This is a genomic window from Nesterenkonia cremea (assembly GCF_014642675.1).
Lineage (GTDB): Bacteria > Actinomycetota > Actinomycetes > Actinomycetales > Micrococcaceae > Nesterenkonia > Nesterenkonia cremea.
The window spans coordinates 268,860-287,745 of record NZ_BMIS01000002.1; the positions used below are offsets into that span (position 1 = coordinate 268,860).

18 protein-coding genes and 1 tRNA gene are annotated in these 18,886 nt (G+C 68.1%); 10 read left to right on the plus strand and 9 right to left on the minus strand.

The annotated features are described in order from the left end of the window. Positions 1–97: 97 nt before the first annotated feature. From pgl to serB, 7 genes are all read right to left on the minus strand, one after another. Positions 98–895 (minus strand): 6-phosphogluconolactonase, encoded by a 798-nt coding sequence (pgl, locus tag IEW85_RS03485; protein WP_188682734.1) that lies wholly within the window; start codon positions 893–895, stop codon positions 98–100. A 51-nt stretch (positions 896–946) separates the two neighbouring features. Then, positions 947–1,900 carry a glucose-6-phosphate dehydrogenase assembly protein OpcA gene (locus tag IEW85_RS03490; protein ID WP_188682735.1) on the minus strand — a complete coding sequence of 318 codons (954 nt, stop codon included), beginning with the start codon at positions 1,898–1,900 and terminating at the stop codon, positions 947–949. Between the two features lie 13 nt (positions 1,901–1,913). Then, a complete protein-coding gene (zwf, locus tag IEW85_RS03495; RefSeq protein WP_188682736.1) occupies positions 1,914–3,470 on the minus strand; it encodes a glucose-6-phosphate dehydrogenase in 1,557 nt (518 codons plus the stop codon). A 20-nt stretch (positions 3,471–3,490) separates the two neighbouring features. Further along, a complete protein-coding gene (locus IEW85_RS03500) occupies positions 3,491–5,152 on the minus strand; it encodes a phosphoglucose isomerase-related protein (protein ID WP_188682737.1) in 1,662 nt (553 codons plus the stop codon). Between the two features lie 99 nt (positions 5,153–5,251). Continuing rightward, on the minus strand, positions 5,252–6,376 hold the full coding sequence (tal, locus tag IEW85_RS03505) for a transaldolase (protein WP_188682738.1): 1,125 nt from the start codon (positions 6,374–6,376) through the stop codon (positions 5,252–5,254). Positions 6,377–6,434: 58 nt separating this feature from the next. Continuing rightward, a complete protein-coding gene (tkt, locus tag IEW85_RS03510) occupies positions 6,435–8,546 on the minus strand; it encodes a transketolase (protein ID WP_188682739.1) in 2,112 nt (703 codons plus the stop codon). A 161-nt stretch (positions 8,547–8,707) separates the two neighbouring features. Further along, the gene (serB, locus tag IEW85_RS03515; protein ID WP_229658754.1) at positions 8,708–9,679 is read right to left on the minus strand and encodes a phosphoserine phosphatase SerB; all 972 of its coding nucleotides are present in this window, start codon (positions 9,677–9,679) and stop codon (positions 8,708–8,710) included. 76 nt (positions 9,680–9,755) lie between these two features. Between serB and IEW85_RS03520 the strand changes: the two genes are divergently transcribed. From IEW85_RS03520 to IEW85_RS03540, 5 genes are all read left to right on the plus strand, one after another. Then, a complete protein-coding gene (locus tag IEW85_RS03520; protein ID WP_188682740.1) occupies positions 9,756–10,541 on the plus strand; it encodes an ABC transporter ATP-binding protein in 786 nt (261 codons plus the stop codon). 4 nt (positions 10,542–10,545) lie between these two features. Continuing rightward, positions 10,546–11,442, plus strand: coding sequence for a sulfite exporter TauE/SafE family protein (locus IEW85_RS03525; RefSeq protein WP_188682741.1), 897 nt, complete (start codon positions 10,546–10,548; stop codon positions 11,440–11,442). 125 nt (positions 11,443–11,567) lie between these two features. Continuing rightward, positions 11,568–11,825 carry a type B 50S ribosomal protein L31 gene (locus tag IEW85_RS03530; RefSeq protein ID WP_188682742.1) on the plus strand — a complete coding sequence of 86 codons (258 nt, stop codon included), beginning with the start codon at positions 11,568–11,570 and terminating at the stop codon, positions 11,823–11,825. 82 nt (positions 11,826–11,907) lie between these two features. Beyond that, positions 11,908–11,993: transfer RNA gene (locus tag IEW85_RS03535), tRNA-Leu, on the plus strand. Positions 11,994–12,077: 84 nt separating this feature from the next. Further along, a complete protein-coding gene (locus IEW85_RS03540) occupies positions 12,078–13,415 on the plus strand; it encodes a M20/M25/M40 family metallo-hydrolase (RefSeq protein WP_188682743.1) in 1,338 nt (445 codons plus the stop codon). A gap of 38 nt (positions 13,416–13,453) precedes the next feature. Here IEW85_RS03540 and IEW85_RS03545 read toward each other — a convergent pair whose 3' ends face one another. After that, positions 13,454–13,705 carry a DUF5703 family protein gene (locus IEW85_RS03545; RefSeq protein WP_229658755.1) on the minus strand — a complete coding sequence of 84 codons (252 nt, stop codon included), beginning with the start codon at positions 13,703–13,705 and terminating at the stop codon, positions 13,454–13,456. A 135-nt stretch (positions 13,706–13,840) separates the two neighbouring features. Between IEW85_RS03545 and IEW85_RS03550 the strand changes: the two genes are divergently transcribed. The 3 genes from IEW85_RS03550 to mshC are packed head-to-tail and all read left to right on the plus strand — an operon-like array spanning position 13,841 to position 16,354. Beyond that, the gene (locus IEW85_RS03550; RefSeq protein ID WP_188682744.1) at positions 13,841–14,146 is read left to right on the plus strand and encodes a primosomal protein; all 306 of its coding nucleotides are present in this window, start codon (positions 13,841–13,843) and stop codon (positions 14,144–14,146) included. Positions 14,147–14,199: 53 nt separating this feature from the next. Then, positions 14,200–15,027 carry an undecaprenyl-diphosphate phosphatase gene (locus tag IEW85_RS03555; RefSeq protein WP_188682745.1) on the plus strand — a complete coding sequence of 276 codons (828 nt, stop codon included), beginning with the start codon at positions 14,200–14,202 and terminating at the stop codon, positions 15,025–15,027. Between the two features lie 49 nt (positions 15,028–15,076). Next, positions 15,077–16,354: a cysteine--1-D-myo-inosityl 2-amino-2-deoxy-alpha-D-glucopyranoside ligase gene (gene mshC / locus IEW85_RS03560; protein WP_188682746.1), complete on the plus strand. Its 1,278-nt coding sequence runs from the start codon at positions 15,077–15,079 to the stop codon at positions 16,352–16,354. Positions 16,355–16,361: 7 nt separating this feature from the next. On the opposite strand, the gene IEW85_RS03565 is transcribed toward mshC, so the two are convergent. Next, positions 16,362–17,231, minus strand: a complete 870-nt coding sequence (locus IEW85_RS03565; RefSeq protein ID WP_188682982.1) for a PAC2 family protein — start codon at positions 17,229–17,231, stop codon at positions 16,362–16,364. Positions 17,232–17,400: 169 nt separating this feature from the next. On the opposite strand from IEW85_RS03565, the gene IEW85_RS03570 reads away from it, so the two are divergent. Together IEW85_RS03570 and IEW85_RS03575 are read left to right on the plus strand one after the other, a co-directional pair. Next, on the plus strand, positions 17,401–18,138 hold the full coding sequence (locus IEW85_RS03570) for an HAD family hydrolase (RefSeq protein WP_188682747.1): 738 nt from the start codon (positions 17,401–17,403) through the stop codon (positions 18,136–18,138). 3 nt (positions 18,139–18,141) lie between these two features. Beyond that, positions 18,142–18,882, plus strand: a complete 741-nt coding sequence (locus tag IEW85_RS03575; RefSeq protein ID WP_188682748.1) for a site-2 protease family protein — start codon at positions 18,142–18,144, stop codon at positions 18,880–18,882. Positions 18,883–18,886: the final 4 nt, after the last annotated feature.

Genomic DNA, 18,886 nt, shown 5'->3' on the forward strand with positions numbered 1-18,886 from the left:
TGGAGCGCGTACGCGCAGTGCCGATCAATTCTGCTCAGAGCAGGTGAACCGCAGATGACCGGCAGGCGAGACCGGGCTGAGGAGGGGATGAACTCGTTCAGAGCTTCGAGGCGGCGGGTTTGTCCAGATGCCAGATGGTCTCGGCCGAGCCGCGGGCGTTCTTGGCCGGGATCTGCTCCACAGCGGTCTCCTGGCGGAAGGCCAGGCCGGCGGCCTCAGCCTTGTCCTCGCCGGACACCACGGTCCACACACGCTCGGCGGAGTGGATGGCGTCGAAGGTCAGCGAGACCCGCGGCGGCGGAGGCTTGGGGGAGTCCTCCTCGCCCACTGTGGTGCGTCCGGTGACCTCCAGGGACTCTTTGCCGGGGAAGAGGCTGGCGATATGGCCGTCGGGCCCCACGCCCAGCAGGATCACGGCGAAGCGCGGCAGGGCCAGACCGGAGCGACCGCCCTCCTCGGCGTGGGCTGCCAGCTGCTCGGCATACATCTCAGCGCCCACCTGAGGGCTCGCGGCCTCTTCGGAGCTGGGCATGGGGTGCAGGTTCTCCTCCGGCAAACCGTGTTCGGAGACCAGGGCGTCGGTCAGCGCATCGGCGGCCTGCTTGGCATTGCGCTCACCGTCCTGGGTGGGGAGCAGGCGCTCATCGCCCCACCAGAAGTGGACCTTGGCCCAGTCCGGCTTCTCAGCACCGGGGGTCCCGGCCAGCTGGCGAAGGTGCTCCAGCACGGCGATGCCGGCTCCGCCGCCGGTCAGCGCGGCATGGGCCACGCCGTAGGTGTGGATCTCGTCGACCAGCACGGCCAGCAGCCGCTCGGCCACAGTGCGGACCACAGTGTCCTTGTCCGAGTAGATCTCTGTGCGCGGAGCTGCGGCAGAGGTGTTCAGTGCTGGCATGGCGGCGCCCTTCGTGTCGGAGGTCGGGGATCGGGTCTGGTGGGACGGGGTTCAGGCCGTGGCGCGGCAGACGTCGAGGTCCATGGCGGGCAGGCCGCGGGTCAGCACCTCGCCGAAGACTTCATCGGCGTCGAGCCTGCGCAGCTCCTCGGCCAGGCAGTCCTCCAAGGTGCGGTGCGGCATGGGGACCTGCTGCACCGGGCCGTCGGGAAGGTGCAGGGACGCGATGTCGCCCTCGGGCCGGGTGAGCACGATCTCGTTCCCGCCGCGGCTGCTGTCGCGCAGGTGCAGACGCACGCTGCTCAGCCCGTTGGCGGTGGCGCTGCGCTTCAGCGTCACCGGGACCTGCAGGGACATCTGCAGCCAGCCCGCCAGCAGCACGGCGCTGGGCAGCTCCGGAGGAGTCTCCACGGTCACGCCGGTCACGGTGCTGGCGTCCTTGGAGTCCAGGATGCTGGCCAGCTGGATGCGCCAGCCGGTCAGCCGGGTCCAGGCGAGATCGGTGTCGCCGTCGCCGTAGTTGCTGGCCAACCGCTCCAGAGTCGCCACCGGGGCTGCGGCCATCGCGCTGTCGGTGATCCGGCGGTGTGCGATGCGGCCGATGGGGGTGGCGCCGACGTCCTCCGGCACCTCTTCGGCCCACCAGGCCACGATGGGCGCATCGGGCAGCAGCAGCGCGGAGATCATCGCTTCGGACTGCTCGGCCAGCTCGCCGCCGGCGTTGAGGATGAGCACCTCGGAGGCGCCGGCGTCGCCGCCCACACGGATCTGGGCGTCCAGCCGGGTCTCCTCGGAGGAGCTCCCGGAGGCCAGCACGATGATCCGGCAGGGATGCTCGCGCGAGGCGAGGTTCGCCGCGGCGATGGCCGGCTCCGCATTGTCCTTCGACGCCAGGATCACCAGGGTCAGCACGCGGGTCAGGGCGACCACGCCGCCGTCCTCACGCAGCTCGGCGAGCTTCTTGGAGACCTTGGAGGTGGTGGTGTCAGGGATGTCGACGATCATTGCGACCTCTTTCTCAGGGCCTGCGCCAGGTGCGTCCGTCGCGGGCCAGCAGCTCATGGGCGGAATTCGGGCCCCAGCTTCCGGGGGCGTAGGGCTCCGGCTGAGACTCCAGGGACTCCCAATGCTCCTCGAAGGGATCGAGGATCTTCCAGGAGAGTTCGACCTCCTCATGCCGGGGGAACAGCGGCGGCTCGCCCAGCAGGACGTCCAGGATGAGGCGCTCATAGGCCTCCGGGCTGTCCTCGGTGAAGGCGTGGCCGTAGCCGAAGTCCATGGTCACATCGCGGACCTCCATCTGGGTGCCGGGCACTTTGGAGGCGAAGCGGATGGTGGCGCCCTCATCCGGCTGCACACGGATGACTACGGCGTTCTGGCCGAACTCGTCGTCGTCGTGGTCCTGAAAGAGCAGGTTGGGGGCGCGTTTGAGGATCACTGCGATCTCGGTGACCCGGCGTCCCAAACGCTTGCCGGCCCGCAGGTAGAAGGGGACACCGGCCCAGCGGCGGGTGTTGATATCCAGCTTCAGCGCGGCGTAGGTCTCGGTCTTGGACTCCGGGTTGAAGCCCTCCTCGTCGAGGAAGCCGACCACCTTCTCACCGCCCTGCCAGCCGGAGGCGTACTGTCCGCGCGCGGAGGCGGCGCCGAGGTCCTCGGGCAGCTTCACCGCGGCCAGCACCTTTTCCTTCTCGGCGCGCAGATGATCCGCGTCGAAGGAGATGGGCTCCTCCATGGCGGTGAGCGCCAGCAGCTGGAGCAGATGGTTCTGGATGACGTCGCGGGCCGCGCCCACGCCGTCGTAGTAGCTGGCCCGTCCGCCGATGCCGATGTCCTCGGCCATGGTGATCTGGACGTGGTCCACATGCTGGTTGTTCCACAGCGGCTCGAAGAGCTGATTGGCGAAGCGCAGCGCCAGCAGGTTCTGGACGGTCTCCTTGCCCAGGTAGTGGTCGATGCGGAAGACCGCATCCGGCGGGAAGACCTCCTCCACCACACGGTTGAGCTCGCGGGCGGACTCCAGATCGTGGCCGAAGGGCTTCTCGATGACCACCCGGCTCCAGGGCTTCCTTCCGGAGCTCGACGGCGACTGAACCTGATCGCGGGAGGCCAGCCCGTGGGCGGCCAGCTTCTGGCAGACCACTTCGAAGGAGTTCGGCGGGATGGAGAGGTAGAAGGCGTGGTTCCCGCGGGTGCCGCGGGAGGTCTCCAGCTCCGTCAGCGTCTCGCCGAGCCGGGCGAAGGCATCGTCGTCGTCGAAGCCTTCGCCCTGGACGAAGCGCAGCCCCGTGGAGAGCTGGTCCCAGACGCGCTGGTCGAACTCGGTGCGCGCCGAGGCCTTCACATGGCCCAAGACCTCCTCGGCGAACTGCTCATGGGTCCAGTCGCGGCGTCCGAAGCCCACCAGCGAGAAGCTCGGCGGCAGCAGCCCCCGGTTGGCCAGGTCATAGATCGCCGGGAGCAGCTTCTTGCGGGCCAGGTCGCCGGTCACGCCGAACATCACCATGGCGCTGGGTCCTGCGATCCGGTTCAGCCGGCGATCGCGGAGATCGCGCAGCGGGTTGCCGTTCTTCATATCCGGCTGGTTCCTCCTGCTCAGGAGAGCGAGTCGACGGCGTCGGTGAGCTGCTGCAGGCCGGCGGCGCGGTCCTTCAGGCGCAGCTGGACCACGGGCATGCCGTGCCCGGCCAACACCTGGGCGTCGCCGTCGGCCTGGGCGGCGATGAGCTTGCCCAGGGTGAAGGGCCGCTCCGGGACCTCGAGGTCCTCGGCGGCGCCTGCGGTGATCTGCAGGAACACACCCACATGCGGGCCACCCTTATGGAACTGGCCGGTGGAGTGCAGGAATCGTGGGCCCCAGCCGAAGGTGGTGGGACGACCGGCTGCGGCGGCCAGCTGCGGACGGAGGTCCTCCAGGTGGGCCTCAGCGATGCGGTCCAGATAGGCCATCACAGCCAGGTAACCGTCGGAGGGCAGCTGCTTCAGCAGGGAGCCCAGCACCTCGGAGACGGTGCTTCCGGTGACCTTATCGGTGCCGGAGACGCGGATCTCCACGGCGCCGTCCACCACCGGCTCGGCGGTCTCCGGAGCGGGGGAGTTCAGCAGGCCGCGGGCGGCCTTCTTGGCGGACTCGACATCGGGCTGGTCGAAGGGGTTGATTCCCAGCAGGGAGCCGGCCACGGCGGTGGCGATCTCCCAGAGCATGAACTGGGCACCCAGGCTGCCGCCGGTGCGCACCGTATGCGGGCTGACCACAGTGTCGGCGGCGTCGCCGTCCACCGAGGCGCCGTCCTCGGCGTCCACATCGATGATCTCGGCGATCAGCACGTCATCGGCGTCGGTGTGCAGCTCCGGCTCGCCGTCGGCCACGATGACCGGGAGCACGCCGGTGCCCTCCTTGCCGGTGGACTCGGCGATGAGCTGCTCGATCCACGCACCCAGGCCCACCAGCGGGGAGCCGACGTCGGTGATGACGAGTTTATTGCGCAGGATGCCGGCGGGACGCTCCGAGAGCGAGCCGCCGATGGCCGAGCCCAGCTGCAGGCCCGGGTTGGAGGAGTCATCTTCGGCCAGCACGGCCATGGTCTCCTCGGCCTCCTCCAGCAGCGCCTCCACATCGGCGCCGGCCAGTCCGGCTGGGACCAGGCCGAAGGCGGTGAGCGCTGAGTAGCGGCCGCCCACGCTGGGGTCGGCCTCGAAGACGGCGCGGACACCGGCCTCGGCGGACTGCTCGGCCAGCGGGGAGCCCGGATCGGTGACCACCACAGTGCGGGACTGGGCGTCGATGCCGGCCTTGGTCAGGGCCTGCTGGACGATCCGGCGCTGGGAGTCGGTCTCCACGGTGGAGCCGGACTTGGAGGAGACCACCAGCACGGTGCGCTCCAGGCCCTCGGCGATGACGGCGGAGACCTGCTGCGGATCGGTGGAGTCCAGCACGGTCAGTTCCACGCCGTCGGTGGCGCAGATGACCTCGGGGGCGAGGGAGGAGCCGCCCATGCCGGCCAGGACCACGCGGTCCACACCCTCGGCGGCGAGCTCCTCGCGCAGTGCGGTGATGCGGGGCAGCAGCGGGCGGGAGCCCTCGAAGAGGCTGACCCACCCCAGACGCTTCGAGGCCTCGTCCTCAGCGGCAGGGCCCCACAGGGTGTGGTCCTGGGCCGCCAGCCGGGAGGCGAACTCGTGGTCCACCAGTCCGGGGACGTGGTGATCGGCGGCTTCGCGGGCGGCGCCGCGCAGGCTCAGCGAAAGCGAACTCATGATGTGTGCGTCCTTTCGGGTGAAGGGCCAGGCTGTCGGCCCTGACCGGTGCCCCGGCCTCCGGCGAGCGGGGCGGGGCACCGTACGGGGCGGACAGCCTCAGCCGTCGTTGCGCTTGAGGCCCTCGGTGATGGTGCCGAGCAGGCCCTCCCAGGACTTGTCGAACTTGGCCAGTCCGTCGGTCTCCAGGTGATCGACCACCTCACGGTAGCTGATGCCGGCGGCGGAGATGCCGTCGAGCACGCGGTTGGACTCCACGTAGGTGTCGGTCATGGTGTCGCCGTCGATCTCACCGTGGTCTGCCAGAGCGTTCAGCGTCTTCTCCGGCATGGTGTTCACGACGCCGGCCGCGGCCAGTTCGGTCACGTAGAGGGTGTCCGAGAGGTTCGGGTCCTTGGTGCCGGTGGAGGCCAGCAGCAGACGCTGCGGGCGGCCGCCGCGCTCGGCCAGCAGCTGCCAGCGCTCGGAGCTGAAGGACTCGCCGGCGATCTGGTGGGCCAGACGGGCGTTGGCGATGGCTGCCTGGCTGCGCAGCTTCTCGGTGCCCGGCTTGCCCTCCTCAGCGGCGAGCTCCAGGCGCTTGTCGACCTCACCGTCTACGCGGGAGACGAAGAAGGAGGCCACCGAGTGGATCTTCGAGATGTCCTTGCCGGCGGCGTGCGCCTTCTCCAGGCCGAGCATGAAGGCGTTGATGACCGCGCGGTAGCGCTCCAGCGAGAAGATCAGGGTCACGTTGACGCTGATGCCCTCGGCGATGGTCGCTGCGATGGCCTCGATTCCCTCCACCGTGGCGGGGATCTTGATCAACACGTTCTCGCGGCCCACCGCCTCGTAGAGACGCTTGGCCTCTGCGATGGTCGCCTGGGCGTCGCGAGCCATGCGCGGGTCCACCTCGATGGACACGCGGCCGTCCACACCGTCGGTGGCGGCGTGCACGTCGGCGAAGACGTCGCAGGCCTCACGCACATCGGAGGTGGTGATCTCGAAGACCGCCTGCTCAGCGTCGGCACCCTTGGCGGCCAGCTCGGAGAGCTGCTGCTCGTAGGCCTCGCCGTTCTGCAGCGCGGACTCGAAGATCGTCGGGTTGGTGGTCACGCCGACCACGTTGTGGGTCTCGATGAGCTTGGCCAGCGATCCGGAGTTCAGCCGCTCGCGGGAGAGATCGTCGAGCCAGATGGAGACGCCCACATCGGAGAGCGCCTGGGTGTTCGGGTTTGCAGTCATGGGAGTGTTCTCCTGTTCCGAGGTCTGAGTTCTTGGCGTGCGGTGCCCTGGTGACGGGTCAGGACGCCGCGGCGATGGACTCCTGGGCCGCAGATGCCACGGCCTCGGAGGTGATGCCGAACTCCTGGTAGAGGGTCTTGTAGTCGGCGGAGGCGCCGAAGTGGTCCAGACCGACCACGCGGCCGGCGTCGCCGACGTAGCGGTACCAGCTCATCGGGTGCGCGGCCTCCACTGCCACGCGGGCCTTCACGGAGGAGGGGATGACCTTCTCGCGGTACTCGGCGTCCTGCGCGTCGAACCACTCCAGGCAGGGAGCGGAGACCACTCGGGCGGTCACGCCCTGCTCGGCCAGCGACTCGCGGGCCTCCACGGCCAGCTCCACCTCGGAGCCGGTGGCGATCAGCACGACGTCGGGGGTCACCACGGCGCCGTCCTTCACCGCCTCGGCCAGGACGTAGGCACCCTTGGCGGCGCCCTCCACGGAGGCGAACTCGTCGGCGGTGGCCTCGCCGGCGCCGCGGGCGAAGGTGGCGATGCCCTGACGGGTCAGCGCGAGTCCGGCCGGACGCTCGGAGTTCTTCAGGATCTCGCGCCATGCCACAGCCACCTCGTTGGGGTCGCCGGGGCGGACCACGTCCAGGTTCGGGATGGCGCGCAGGCTGGCCAGCTGCTCGATCGGCTGGTGGGTGGGGCCGTCCTCGCCCAGACCGATGGAGTCGTGGGTCCACACGAAGATGGAGCCCACACCCATCAGCGCGGCCAGACGGACCGCCGGGCGCTGGTAGTCGGAGAAGATCAGGAAGGTGCCGCTGTAGGTGCGCAGCGGGACCGAGAGCTGGATGCCGTTGGTGATGGCCGCGGCGGCGTGCTCACGGATGCCGAAGTGCAGGTTCCGGCCGTAGGGGTTGCCCTCGAACTTCTCCGTGGAGTGCTCGCTCGGCACGAAGGAGGGGGAGCCGGAGAGGATGGTGTTGTTCGAGCCGGCAAGATCGGCGGAGCCGCCCCAGAGCTCGGGCAGCACATCGGCCACAGCGTTGAGCACCTTGCCGGAGGCCGCACGGGTGGCCACAGCCTCGCCGGCGGGGAACTCGGGCAGATTCTCCTCCCAGCCCTCGGGCAGACGGCCCTCGGAGAGGCGGTCGAAGAGCTCGGCGGACTGCGGGTTCGCCTCGCGCCAGGCCTGGAAGCCCTTCTCCCACTCCTGACGGGTCTCCATGCTGCGCTGCTTGATGTCGCGGGCGTGGGCGATGACCTCGTCCTCGACGTGGAAGTGCTGCTCGGGATCGAAGCCCAGCGCCTTCTTCAGGCCTTCGAGCTCCTCGCCGCCCAGCTTGGCGCCGTGGATTCCGCCGGTGTTCTGCTTGGTGGGGGCGGGCCAGCCGATGACGGTGCGCAGTGCGATCAGCGAGGGCTTGGAGGTCTCGGACTTGGCGGCGTCGAGAGCGCGGGAGAGCTCCTCCACGTCCTCGGCGTAGTCGCCGGTCTTCAGCCAATCCACGCGTTGGACGTGCCAGCCGTAGGCCTCGTAGCGGGCCAGGACGTCCTCGGTGAAGGCGATGTCGGTGTCATCCTCGATGGAGATCTTGTTGTCGTCCCAGATGACGGTCAGATTGCCGAGCTCCTGGTGGCCGGCCAGCGAGGAGGCCTCGGAGGTCACGCCCTCCTGCAGGTCGCCGTCGGAGGCGATGACCCACACATTGTGGTCGAAGGGGGACTCGCCGGGTGCGGCCTCGGCGTCGAGCAGGCCGCGGAAGCGGCGCTGGCCGTAGGCAAAGCCCACGGCGGAGGCCAGTCCCTGGCCCAGCGGGCCGGTGGTGATCTCCACGCCGGCGGTGTGGCCGTACTCGGGGTGGCCGGGGGTCAGGGAGTCCCAGGTGCGCAGGGCCTCGATGTCATCGAGCTCCAGTCCGTAGCCGGAGAAGTAGAGCTGCAGATACAGGGTCAGCGAGGTGTGACCGGGGGAGAGGATGAAGCGGTCGCGGCCGATCCAGGTCGGGTCCGAGGGGTCATGCTTCATGACCTTCTGGAACAGCAGGTAGGCGGCCGGGGCCAGCGACATCGCAGTACCCGGATGGCCGGAGCCGACCTTCTCCACGGCGTCTGCTGCCAGCACGCGCAGAGTGTCGACCGCGCGCTTGTCCAGGTCGGTGAATACGGCTTGATCGGTCACTGAGTTTCCTCCAAATGAATGTGTGACAGTTGACAACGAGGACCGTGCACAACGTTGTGCCACGCTGTTCCCCAGCCTACCGCCGCCGAGCCTATTTCTCTCCCATGATCGGGAGATTGCTGAAGGCTCACAGTGTTGCGGCTGGGGGCTGAATCCGTCCTCTAGAGACCCAGCGCCAGAGCGACGAGCTCCAGCGAGCGATGCCTGATCACCAGATCCGCCTGTTCGGCCAGGGCGGGCTTGGGACAGAATGCGACGCCGACGCCGGCGGCGGTGACCATATCGAGGTCGTTGGCGCCGTCGCCGATGGCGACCACCTGCTCGGGCGCCAGGCCGTCTTCGACGCAGCGGGCCAGCAGGTACTCCTTCTTCGCGGCCCGGTCCACCACCTCGCCCTGGACCGTGCCGGTCAGAGAGCCTGCCGAGATGGTGAGGTCATTGGCATGGAATCCGGCCAGCCCCAGGCGGCCGGCCAGCGGCTCCAGCACCTGTAGGAAGCCGCCGGAGACGGCATAGGCGGGCCAGGCTTTGGCGGCAAAGGCGCCGATCAGCGCTTGGGCGCCCTGAGTGGGGGTCACAGCCTCCACGGCGGCGTCGATGACGGAGCTGGGCAGGCCCTCCAGAGTGGCCACCCGGGCATGGAGCGACTGGACGAAGTCCAGCTCGCCGCGCATGGCGCGCTCGGTCACCTCGGCGACCTCGGCCTGGCGGTCGGCGTGGCGGGCGAGCAGCTCGATGACCTCCTGGTCGATGAGCGTGGAGTCTACATCCATCAGCAGCGCGGCCCCTGAGGCTGCGGTGGGCCGGTGCTGGACGGGAAGGACGGTGGAGGTGACGTTCTCGGGGCCGCCGTTGGTCTCGGCAAGGATTCCGACGGCGTCCTCGAAGAGCGCCTCGATGAGCTGGGAGCCGAAGGAGTCGTCGGCGTCATCCAGCGTCACGGACCAGCGCACAGCCTGCACGGTGGAGGCGGTTCCGTCGGTCCGGCGCACTGCGACGTCGCGCAGCTCCACCGAGTGGACGGCGCCCCGGCGTTCGAACTCCTTGGTCAGCGAACGGATCAGTGCGGCATCGAGGAGTTCGGCCGCCAGCATCGCGACCGTCCCGGCGGGAAGATCAGGGGAGTGGGTCATCACCGGACCACCCTATAGCCTCAGCGGCCGATCGGTCCGACGTGAGTGGCGTCGACTCTTCGATAGTGTTATCCGCATGAGTTCAGTGCTCGATATCCGACATGCCACCGTGCGCCGTGGCCGCAAACTTCTTCTGGATGACGTCTCCTGGACCGTGGGCGCCGATGAGCGCTGGGTGGTCCTGGGCCCGAACGGGGCCGGCAAGACCACGCTGATGCAGCTGGCCGCGGCCCAGATGTTCCCCACCTCGGGCAGCGTCTCGGTGCTGGACGAGACCCTCGGCGCAGTGGACGTCTTCGAGCTGCGCCCGCGGATCGGCTTCTGCTCCAATGCGGTGGCTCACAGCATCCCGTTGCGCGAGACCGCGCTGAACGCCGTGGTCACCGCAGCCTACGGTGTGACCGGCCGCTGGCGTGAGGACTACGAGAAGCTCGACGAGCGCCGGGCCTTCGACCTGCTCAACGCCTGGGGCGTGGGGACCGTCTTCGACCGTCCCTTCTCCACGCTCTCCGAGGGGGAGCGCAAGCGCGTCCAGATCGCCCGGGCGCTGATGACCGATCCGGAGCTGCTGCTCTTCGACGAGCCCGGCGCGGGACTGGACCTGGCCGGCCGCGAGTCCCTGGTGGCCTCGATGTCCGAGCTGGTGGCGTGGGAGGGGGCGCCGACCTCGGTGCTGGTGACCCACCACCTGGAGGAGATCCCGCCAGGCTTCACCCATGTCCTGCTGCTGCGCGACGGCCAGGTGATCAGCGCCGGTGAGGTCTCTCAGACGCTGACCTCTGAGAACCTCTCGACGACGTTCGACATGTCGCTGGAGCTGGTGGAACGTAACGGCCGCTACAGCGCTTTTATGAAACAGTAGTTTCATGGACGCTCTTCTCGACTTCAGCCTGAACGGCCTCGGCCTCGGGGCTCTGCTCCTGGTGCTGCTGGCCGGAATCTGGGCCGGCGCCATCAACACAGTGGTGGGCTCCGGCACGCTGGTGACCTTCCCCGTGCTGGTGGCCATGGGCGTGCCTCCGGTCTCGGCCACCGTCTCCAACGCCATGGGCCTGATCGCCGGAAACTTCACCGGCGCCTGGGGATACAGGCGTGAGATCCGGCAGGTCAAGGGGATCCTGGCCAAGCTCATCCCGGCCTCATTGCTGGGCGGCGTCATCGGTGCCACGCTGCTGATCACCCTGCCGGAGGAGGTGTTCGGGCGGGTGGCCCCGGTGCTGATCGTCATCTCGCTGGGCTTCGTGATCTTCCAGCCGCGGCTCTCCCGCTGGGTGAAGGCCCGTGCGGTCCGCCGCGAGCGGCCTATGGACGCGGAGGAGGGCGAAGAGCGGGACATCCCCGAGGAGAAGAAGTCCCCCTCGATGCCGGCAGTGGGTCTGATGCTCATCCTGCTGGTCTTTCTGGCCGGGATCTACGGCGGCTACTTCGTGGCCGCCCAAGGCATCCTGCTCATGGCCATCCTGGGCATCTTCCTGGCTGCGAACATCCAGCAGGCCAACGGAGTGAAGAACCTCCTGGTGGCTGTGGTGAACCTGACCGCAGCGATCAGCTACGTCATCGTGGACTTCCTGATCCGGGATCCCGACGACCGGGTCATCCTCTGGGGCGTGGTGCTGATCATCGCCATCGGCTCCACCCTGGGTGGGCTGATCGGCGCATGGATCGGCCGGCGCATGTCCCCGGTGGTCCTGCGTGCGGTCATCGTGACCCTTGGTCTGGTGGCGCTGGCGGTCATGCTGAACAACCTCTTCGGCTGGGTCTGAGTGGTCTGATACAGTAGACCGCTGGCACTTCTGTGCCTGAATTCCATCTCCTACAGCTTCTGGCGGCTTCGCCTCAGACCGAGTCTGCTCAGCGAAGACCAGCGGCACAAGAAAAGGACACCATCATGAAGAAGGACGCCCACCCGCAGTACCAGCCGGTCATCTTCAACGACCTCTCCTCCGGTGAGAAGGTCCTGACCCGCACTACTGCCACCTCTGACAAGACCATGGAGTGGGAGGACGGCACCACCTACCCGGTCATCGACGTCGAGATCTCCGCTGCTTCGCACCCGTTCTACACCGGTAAGCAGCGCATCATGGACTCCGCGGGCCGCGTGGACAAGTTCAACAAGCGCTTCAAGGGCTTCGGCAAGAAGTCCTGATCTCGATTCGAGATCGAGGCTGTCCTCGTGCTAAGCTCTCTTGGTCCCGCTGATCAGGAGAGACGCGGATGACAGCCCACCTGCGCGGGTGGCGGAATAGGTAGACGCGCTAGCTTGAGGTGCTAGTCCTCGCATAAGAGGGTAGGGGTTCAAGTCCCCTTCCGCGCACAGATCAGAGGCCCGGAACCGTACGGTTCCGGGCCTCTTTCGCCTCTGCCCGCCCCAGGGCCGGCTCCTCGATAGGGTGGAGCCATGACCACATCTGATCTGAACCTCGCTGAGCAGGCGGCGGCCGACGTCGTCGATTTCTGCCGAGACCTCATCCGGTTCGACACCCAGAACTGGGGCAACGGGAAATCCAGCGGTGAGCGCGACGCCGCCGAGTACTGTGCTGAGATCCTCCGCCAGGCTGGGCTGGAGCCGCAGCTCTACGAATCCGCCCCGGGGCGCACCTCGGTGATCGCCCGCTGGAAGGGCGTCGGCCCTCAGGGGAGTGCCCCCGACCGCGGAGCACTGGTGGTCCACGGCCATCTGGACGTGGTGCCCGCCCAGGCCGAGGATTGGCAGGTGGATCCCTTCGCCGCCGAGCTGCGCGACGGCCTCATCTGGGGCCGCGGAGCCGTGGACATGAAAGATATGGACGCCATGATCCTCGCGGCCGTCCTGCAGCTGACCCGTGAGGGCTTCCAGCCGGAGCGGGACATCATCCTGGCCTTCTTCGCCGATGAGGAGGACAACGGCACCTACGGCGCCGGCTGGATGGTCCGTGAGCACCCCGAGGTCTTCGAGGGCGCCACTGAGGCGATCAGCGAGGTGGGCGGCTTCTCTGCCGACATCGCCGGGCAACGGGCCTATCTGATCCAGACCGGCGAGAAGGGCATCCACTGGACCAAGATGATCGCCGAGGGCACGGCAGGGCATGGATCCGCGGTCCAGAGCGACAACCCTGTGGTGACCCTGGGCAACGCAGTGGCCAAGATCGGCGAATACGAATGGCCCATCGAGTACACCAAGACCACCCGCGCCCTGATGGAGCAGCTCTCCGAACTCACCGGCATCCCCTTCGACGAGGAGGATCCCTCCGCGCTGCTGGAGGCCACCGGATCCACCTCGAAGTTCATCGCCGCCACGCTGCAGAACACCTCCAACCCCACGGCTCTGGATGCCGGCTATAAGCACAATGTGGTGCCCGGCTCCGCCGAGGCCCTGGTGGATGCCCGCACGCTGCCCGAGCAGGACGAGAGGGTTGCCGCCAAGCTCGCCGAGCTGGCTGGGGAGAAGGTCCGCTTCGAGCTGATGAATGGCGGCCCGTCCCTGGAGGTGCCGTTCTCCGGCGCCCTGGTGGAGCAGATGGTCGCCTCGCTGCGTGCTGAGGACCCCGACGCCGTGGTGCTTCCGTACATGCTCGGCGGCGGCACCGACAATAAGCACCTGGCCTCGCTGGGGATCGCGGGCTACGGCTTCGCCCCGCTGCGGCTGCCCGCCGATCTGGACTTCACCGGGATGTTCCACGGCGTGGACGAGCGGGTGCCGGTGGACGCACTGACCTTCGGCGTCACCGTGCTGCACCGCTTCCTTTCGGCGCAGTGATCTCGCCGCGCTGGTCAACAGGTGCGGTGCATGCTGTCCTACAGCGTGCGCCGCACCTTCATGATCCGGCGTCGCAGCCAGTATTTGCGCACGCCTCCGCCGTAGATGCGGCTGCGGCGGAGCTCCCATTTGCCGTATTCGGCGTAGTCCACCAGCTGACGGCGGACCTCCTTGAGGGACTCATGTGGCTGGCAGGTGACCACCATGTACTCCCAGTTGGGCCCTGTGCGGTCGTCGGTGGTGTAGCGGTCCGAGACTGCATGGGGCAGAGGAGGGAACTGCTGGGGCATCAGCGTGTCGTCCTTCCGGGCCGGAGCTTAGGGAGCGGCAGGCGGTCGCCTGATCGCTTAGTCGGCCACCCTAGCGCCGCAGGGTATTTTCTCCAAGGCCTTACCGCAGCGGTTCCGCGTTGATACTGTGAGCCTATGAATATGGACCCTCGCGTCGCGCTCAACGCGCTGACCACCGCGCTCGAAGAGCACCTCTCTGCCTCTGTGAATCGGCGCGGCGAGGAGGACCCCGCCGTGGAGTCCGCCTTCTACAGCGTGGCCGACGCCTTCGAGGCCTATGAGGATGCCCTGTTCGCCGCCACCGGCGAGGTCACTCCGCTGGACCTCTATGACGAGGAGGGCGACGCCGACGACCTCCTCGACGATGAGGAGGAGGACGAGGTCCTGCCCGATGAGGAGGAGGACCTCCTCGATGAGGAGGACGAGGACGAGCAGCAGTGAACACCTTCCTGAGGTGACGGCCCTCCCCAGCTTCATGCTCTAAGCTCACAGACGTGCAGTGGATCGAAGCAATCATCCTGGGGCTGGTCCAGGGCCTCACCGAGTTCCTCCCCGTCTCCTCCTCGGCGCATCTGCGCATCGTGGGCGAATTCCTGCCCGGAGCGGCAGACCCCGGGGCGGCGTTCACCGCCATCACCCAGCTGGGCACCGAGGCGGCGGTGCTGGTCTTCTTCTGGAAGGACATCATCCGGATCCTGAAGGCCTGGTTCGCCGCGGTCACGGGGCGCCTCTCACATTCGGACCCGGATGTCCGCATGGGCTGGCTGATCATCATCGGCACGTTGCCCATCGTGGTGCTGGGCCTGCTCTTCGAGGACATGATCGACACGGTCTTTCGGACCCTCTGGCTGACCGCCACCATGCTCGTGGTCTTTGCCGTGCTGCTGGCCTTCGCCGATGCCTACGGCAGACAGCGCAAGCCGCTGGATCAGCTGAGCGTCCGCGACGGCATCCTATTCGGCTTCGCGCAGGCCTTGGCGCTGATCCCCGGCGTCTCCCGCTCCGGCGGAACCATCACCGCCGGGCTGCTGATGGGCTACACCCGTGAGGCCGCCGCGCGGTACTCCTTCCTGCTGGCCGTCCCGGCGGTGTTCGGATCCGGCTTCTATAAGCTCATCGGCTCCTTCGGCGAGCAGTCCGGGCCCTATACGCTGGGCCAGACCTTCGTGGCCACGGTGGTGGGCTTCGCGGTGGCCTACTTCATCATCGGCTGGTTCCTGAAGTATGTCTCCACCAACAGCTACACGCTGTTCGTGAACTATCGGATCATCCTGGGACTCTTCGTCTACATCATGCTCGGAGCGGGAATCATCAGCGCCTGAGCGCTGTTGGCGAGTGGATGGTGTCTACCCAGGCGAAAGGACCGACTGCGTGAAATCGTGGACCTCCCCGGACGTTCCCGTCCTCCCGGCTCTGCCCCAATCCCTCCAGCTCCATGACACATCTCGGGGCCAGCTGGTCGAGGTCACTGCGCGCGAGGGCCTGGGATCCCTCTACGTCTGCGGGATCACCCCGTATGACGCCACCCATCTCGGGCACGCCAACACCTACGTGCAGTTCGATCTGCTGGTGCGCTACTGGCGGGCCAGCGGGCTGGACGTGAACTACGTGCAGAACGTCACCGACATCGACGACCCGCTGCTCGAGCGCGCCGAGGCCACCGGAGTGGACTGGCGCGACCTCGCCGTGGAGCAGACCGACCTGTTCCGCCATGATATGCACGCCCTGGAGGTCATCGCCCCCAGCTCCTATCTGGGTGCGGTGGAGTTCATCCCCTCTGTGGTCGAGGACGTGGAGCGGCTGGTGGAGCTGGGCATCGGCTACCGCGTGCCGACCCCCGACGCCGTCGACGGCGAGGACACCTACTTCGACATCGCCGCCGCCGAGGCCCGGACCGACTGGCGCCTGGGCAGCATCGGCAACTACGACCGCGCCACGATGGAGGAGCTCTTCCCCGAGCGCGGGGGCGACCCGGCACGTGAGGGCAAGCGCGATCCGCTGGACCCGCTGCTCTGGCGCGCACGCCGTGAGTCAGAACCTTTCTGGGACGGGCGCAGCCTCGGCGACGGGCGCCCCGGCTGGCACATCGAGTGTTCGGTGATCGCCCGCCGTCACCTGCCCGCACCGTTCACCGTCCAGGGCGGCGGCTCGGATCTGCGCTTCCCGCACCACGAGTTCAGCGCGGCCCATGCCACTGCCGCCGATGGCACCGCTCTGGCCGAGACCTTCCTGCACAGCGGGATGGTCGGCCTCGAGGGCGAGAAGATGTCCAAGTCCAAGGGCAATCTGGTCCTGGTCTCGAATCTGCGCGCCGCCGGCACCGACCCGCAGGTCATCCGCACGCTGCTGCTCTCGCACCACTATGCCGAGGACTGGAGCTACACCGACGCCGAGCTGGCCGCCTCCGCCGAGCGGCTCAACCGGTGGAAGCAGGCCTGGGCTGCGGCCCCGGAACAGGGCACCGAGGCTGAGGGTCAGGCAGAGGATATGCAGTATGCGCTGCACTCGGCGCTCTCGCTGAACCTCAACGTGCCTGCAGCACTGGACCAGCTGGATATGTGGGCCGCCGGGCATCTGGCCGCCGGCACCGGCCGGCGTCGGGTGCAGCAGGTGGTCCAGGCCATGCTGGGCCTGGACCTCTCCCGCTGAGCCGTCTCTAGGGCTCGGGCGGCTTGCGCCGGCGCAGGTAGCGTTCGAACTCCTGGGCGATGGCCTCGCCGCTGGCCTCGGGCAGGCTGGTGGTGTCCGTGGCCTCTTCGAGCCGCTTCACATAGTCGGCGATCTCATCGTCGTCCTGGGCCAGATCGTCCACACCGCGCTCCCAGGCCTCTGCGTCTTCGGCCACCTCATCGACGTCCAGGGTCAGGCCGAGCAGGTCTTCGAGCTGTCGCATCAGGGCCAGCTGCGCCTTCGGTGAGGGCGCCTGCCCCACATAGTGCGGCACGGCGGCCCACAGCGAGACCGCAGGGATGCCTGCGTGGAAGGCGGTGTGGGCGAGCACGCCCACGATGCCGGTGGGACCTTCGTAGGTGGGCTCGTCGATCTCCAGGATGTCCTGCAGATGCTCGTCCTCGCTGGAGAAGGAGGCTGGGATCGGGCGGCTGTGCGGCACATCTGCCAGCAGGGCGCCCACCAGGATCACTCCGGAGACATGCTGTTCGGCGGCGCGGGTGAGCAGGTCAGCGGTGAAGGCCTGCCAGCGGAAGCTGGGCTCCACGCCTTGGACCAGCAGCAGCTCGAATTCACCGGAGGGCGGGACCGCCCGGTAGAACTTGGTCGAGGGCCAGATCAGCTCCCGCTGGGAGCCGGTTCCGGTCTTGCGGATCTTGGGACGGGTGAACTGGTAGTCGTAGTAGTTCTCGTCCTCCAGCCGCTCCAGCAGCTCGGCGTCGAAGGTCTGGCTGAGTCCGCGCACCGCTGAGGTGGCGGCGCCGCCGGCGTCGTTCCACCCTTCGAAGGCGACCACCATGATGGTGGGCCGGCCGCCCGCGGAGGAGGGGGAGCGCCGAGGGCGCAGGGCCGGCATGGCCCCGGTGTCATCGCGGCCGATGTTGGTCCCTGCGGCACGCAGATAGGCGGCCAGTCGGGCGGCCCGGTCGATTCCGGAGGGCTGCTGGTCCTCGGGCTGATTCTCCTCACTCACATTTCTCACACTAGTCCGATGCCGTTGGCTTGAGAAGCGTACGATGGTCTGCATGTCATCCGCGCCCACCGCTCTGACCTCGACCTCCGCACCTGCGCTCCAGGCTGTCTTCTGGGATATGGATGGCACGCTGGTGGACACCGAGCCGTATTGGATCGCGGCCGAATATGAACTCGTCGAGTCCTACGGCGGCACCTGGTCCGAGGAGCAGGCCCATCAGCTGGTGGGTCAGGCCCTGACCTACAGCGCCTCCGTGCTGCAGCAGGCCGGCGTGGAGATGGAGAGCCAGGAGATCATCGACTGGCTGATCACCCGTGTGGCCGCGCGCGCCCGGGAGTCCATGCCGTGGCGCCCCGGCGCCCGCGAGCTGCTGGCCAGCCTGCATGAGGCCGGAGCGCGCAGCGCCCTGGTCACCATGAGCCACCGTCCGCTGGCCGAGGCCATCGTGGAGGCCCTGCCCGAGGGGCAGATGGAGTTCATCGTCTCCGGCGATATGGTCACCCGCGGCAAACCGGATCCGGAGGCCTACCACCTGGCCTTCGAGACCATGGGCGCCGATCATCAGCAGCGCAGCGGCGAGCAGCTGACCCGCTCCCGCTGCATCGCCATCGAGGACTCCGTGCCCGGCACAGCGGCCGCCGCAGCCTCCGGGATGGTGACCGTGGCCGTGCCGCACTTCACCGAGCTGCCCGAGTCGGACCAGTGGCATCTGCTGCCCACTCTGGCGGGGCTGGACGCCCGGCAGCTTGAGGAGCTGCTCGCCGATCCGGTTCCGGCGGCCCAGCGCTAGCCCATGGCGGCACGCAGAGGCTTCACACTGGTGCGGGTCGCCGGGATCCCGATCCGCTTCCAATACTCCTGGTTCCTGGTCACCGCAGTCATCGTGGTGATCTTCGGTCCCCAGGTCTCACGCATCTTCCCGGAGATCGGACTGGGCGCCTACGCCGTGGCGCTGGGCTATGCCCTGCTGCTCATGGTCTCCGTGCTGGCCCATGAGCTCGCTCATGCGCTCAGCGCCAAAGTCTTCGGCTGGCCCTCCACCGAGATCGAGCTGAACCTCTGGGGCGGGCACACCCAGTTCATCGCTCATGACGCCACCCCAGGGAAGTCACTGGCGGTCTCTCTGGCCGGGCCGGCGTCGAACCTGGTCATCGCCGGAGTGGGCTGGTACCTGATCCAGACGCTGGAGCCCAGCGGGGTGACGGGCCTGCTCGCTGATGTCACCGTGCTGGTGAACTTCCTGGTGGGGCTGTTCAACCTGCTGCCGGGCAATCCGCTGGACGGCGGCCGCCTGGTGGAGTCGGTGGTCTGGCAGATCACCGGGGACCAGGATCGCGGCATGCTGGCCGCCGGCTGGGCCGGCCGCCTCGTGGTGGGCCTCGTGGTGGGCTTCGTGATGTGGCAGGTGCTCGTCGCCGGGCCCAACACCAACATGGTGCTCGTGGTGGTGGCCACGATGATCTGCTTCTTCCTCTGGCAGGGCGCGGGGGAGAGTATCCGCATAGCGAGAGCGAGACTTCAGCGACAGCGCTGAGTCG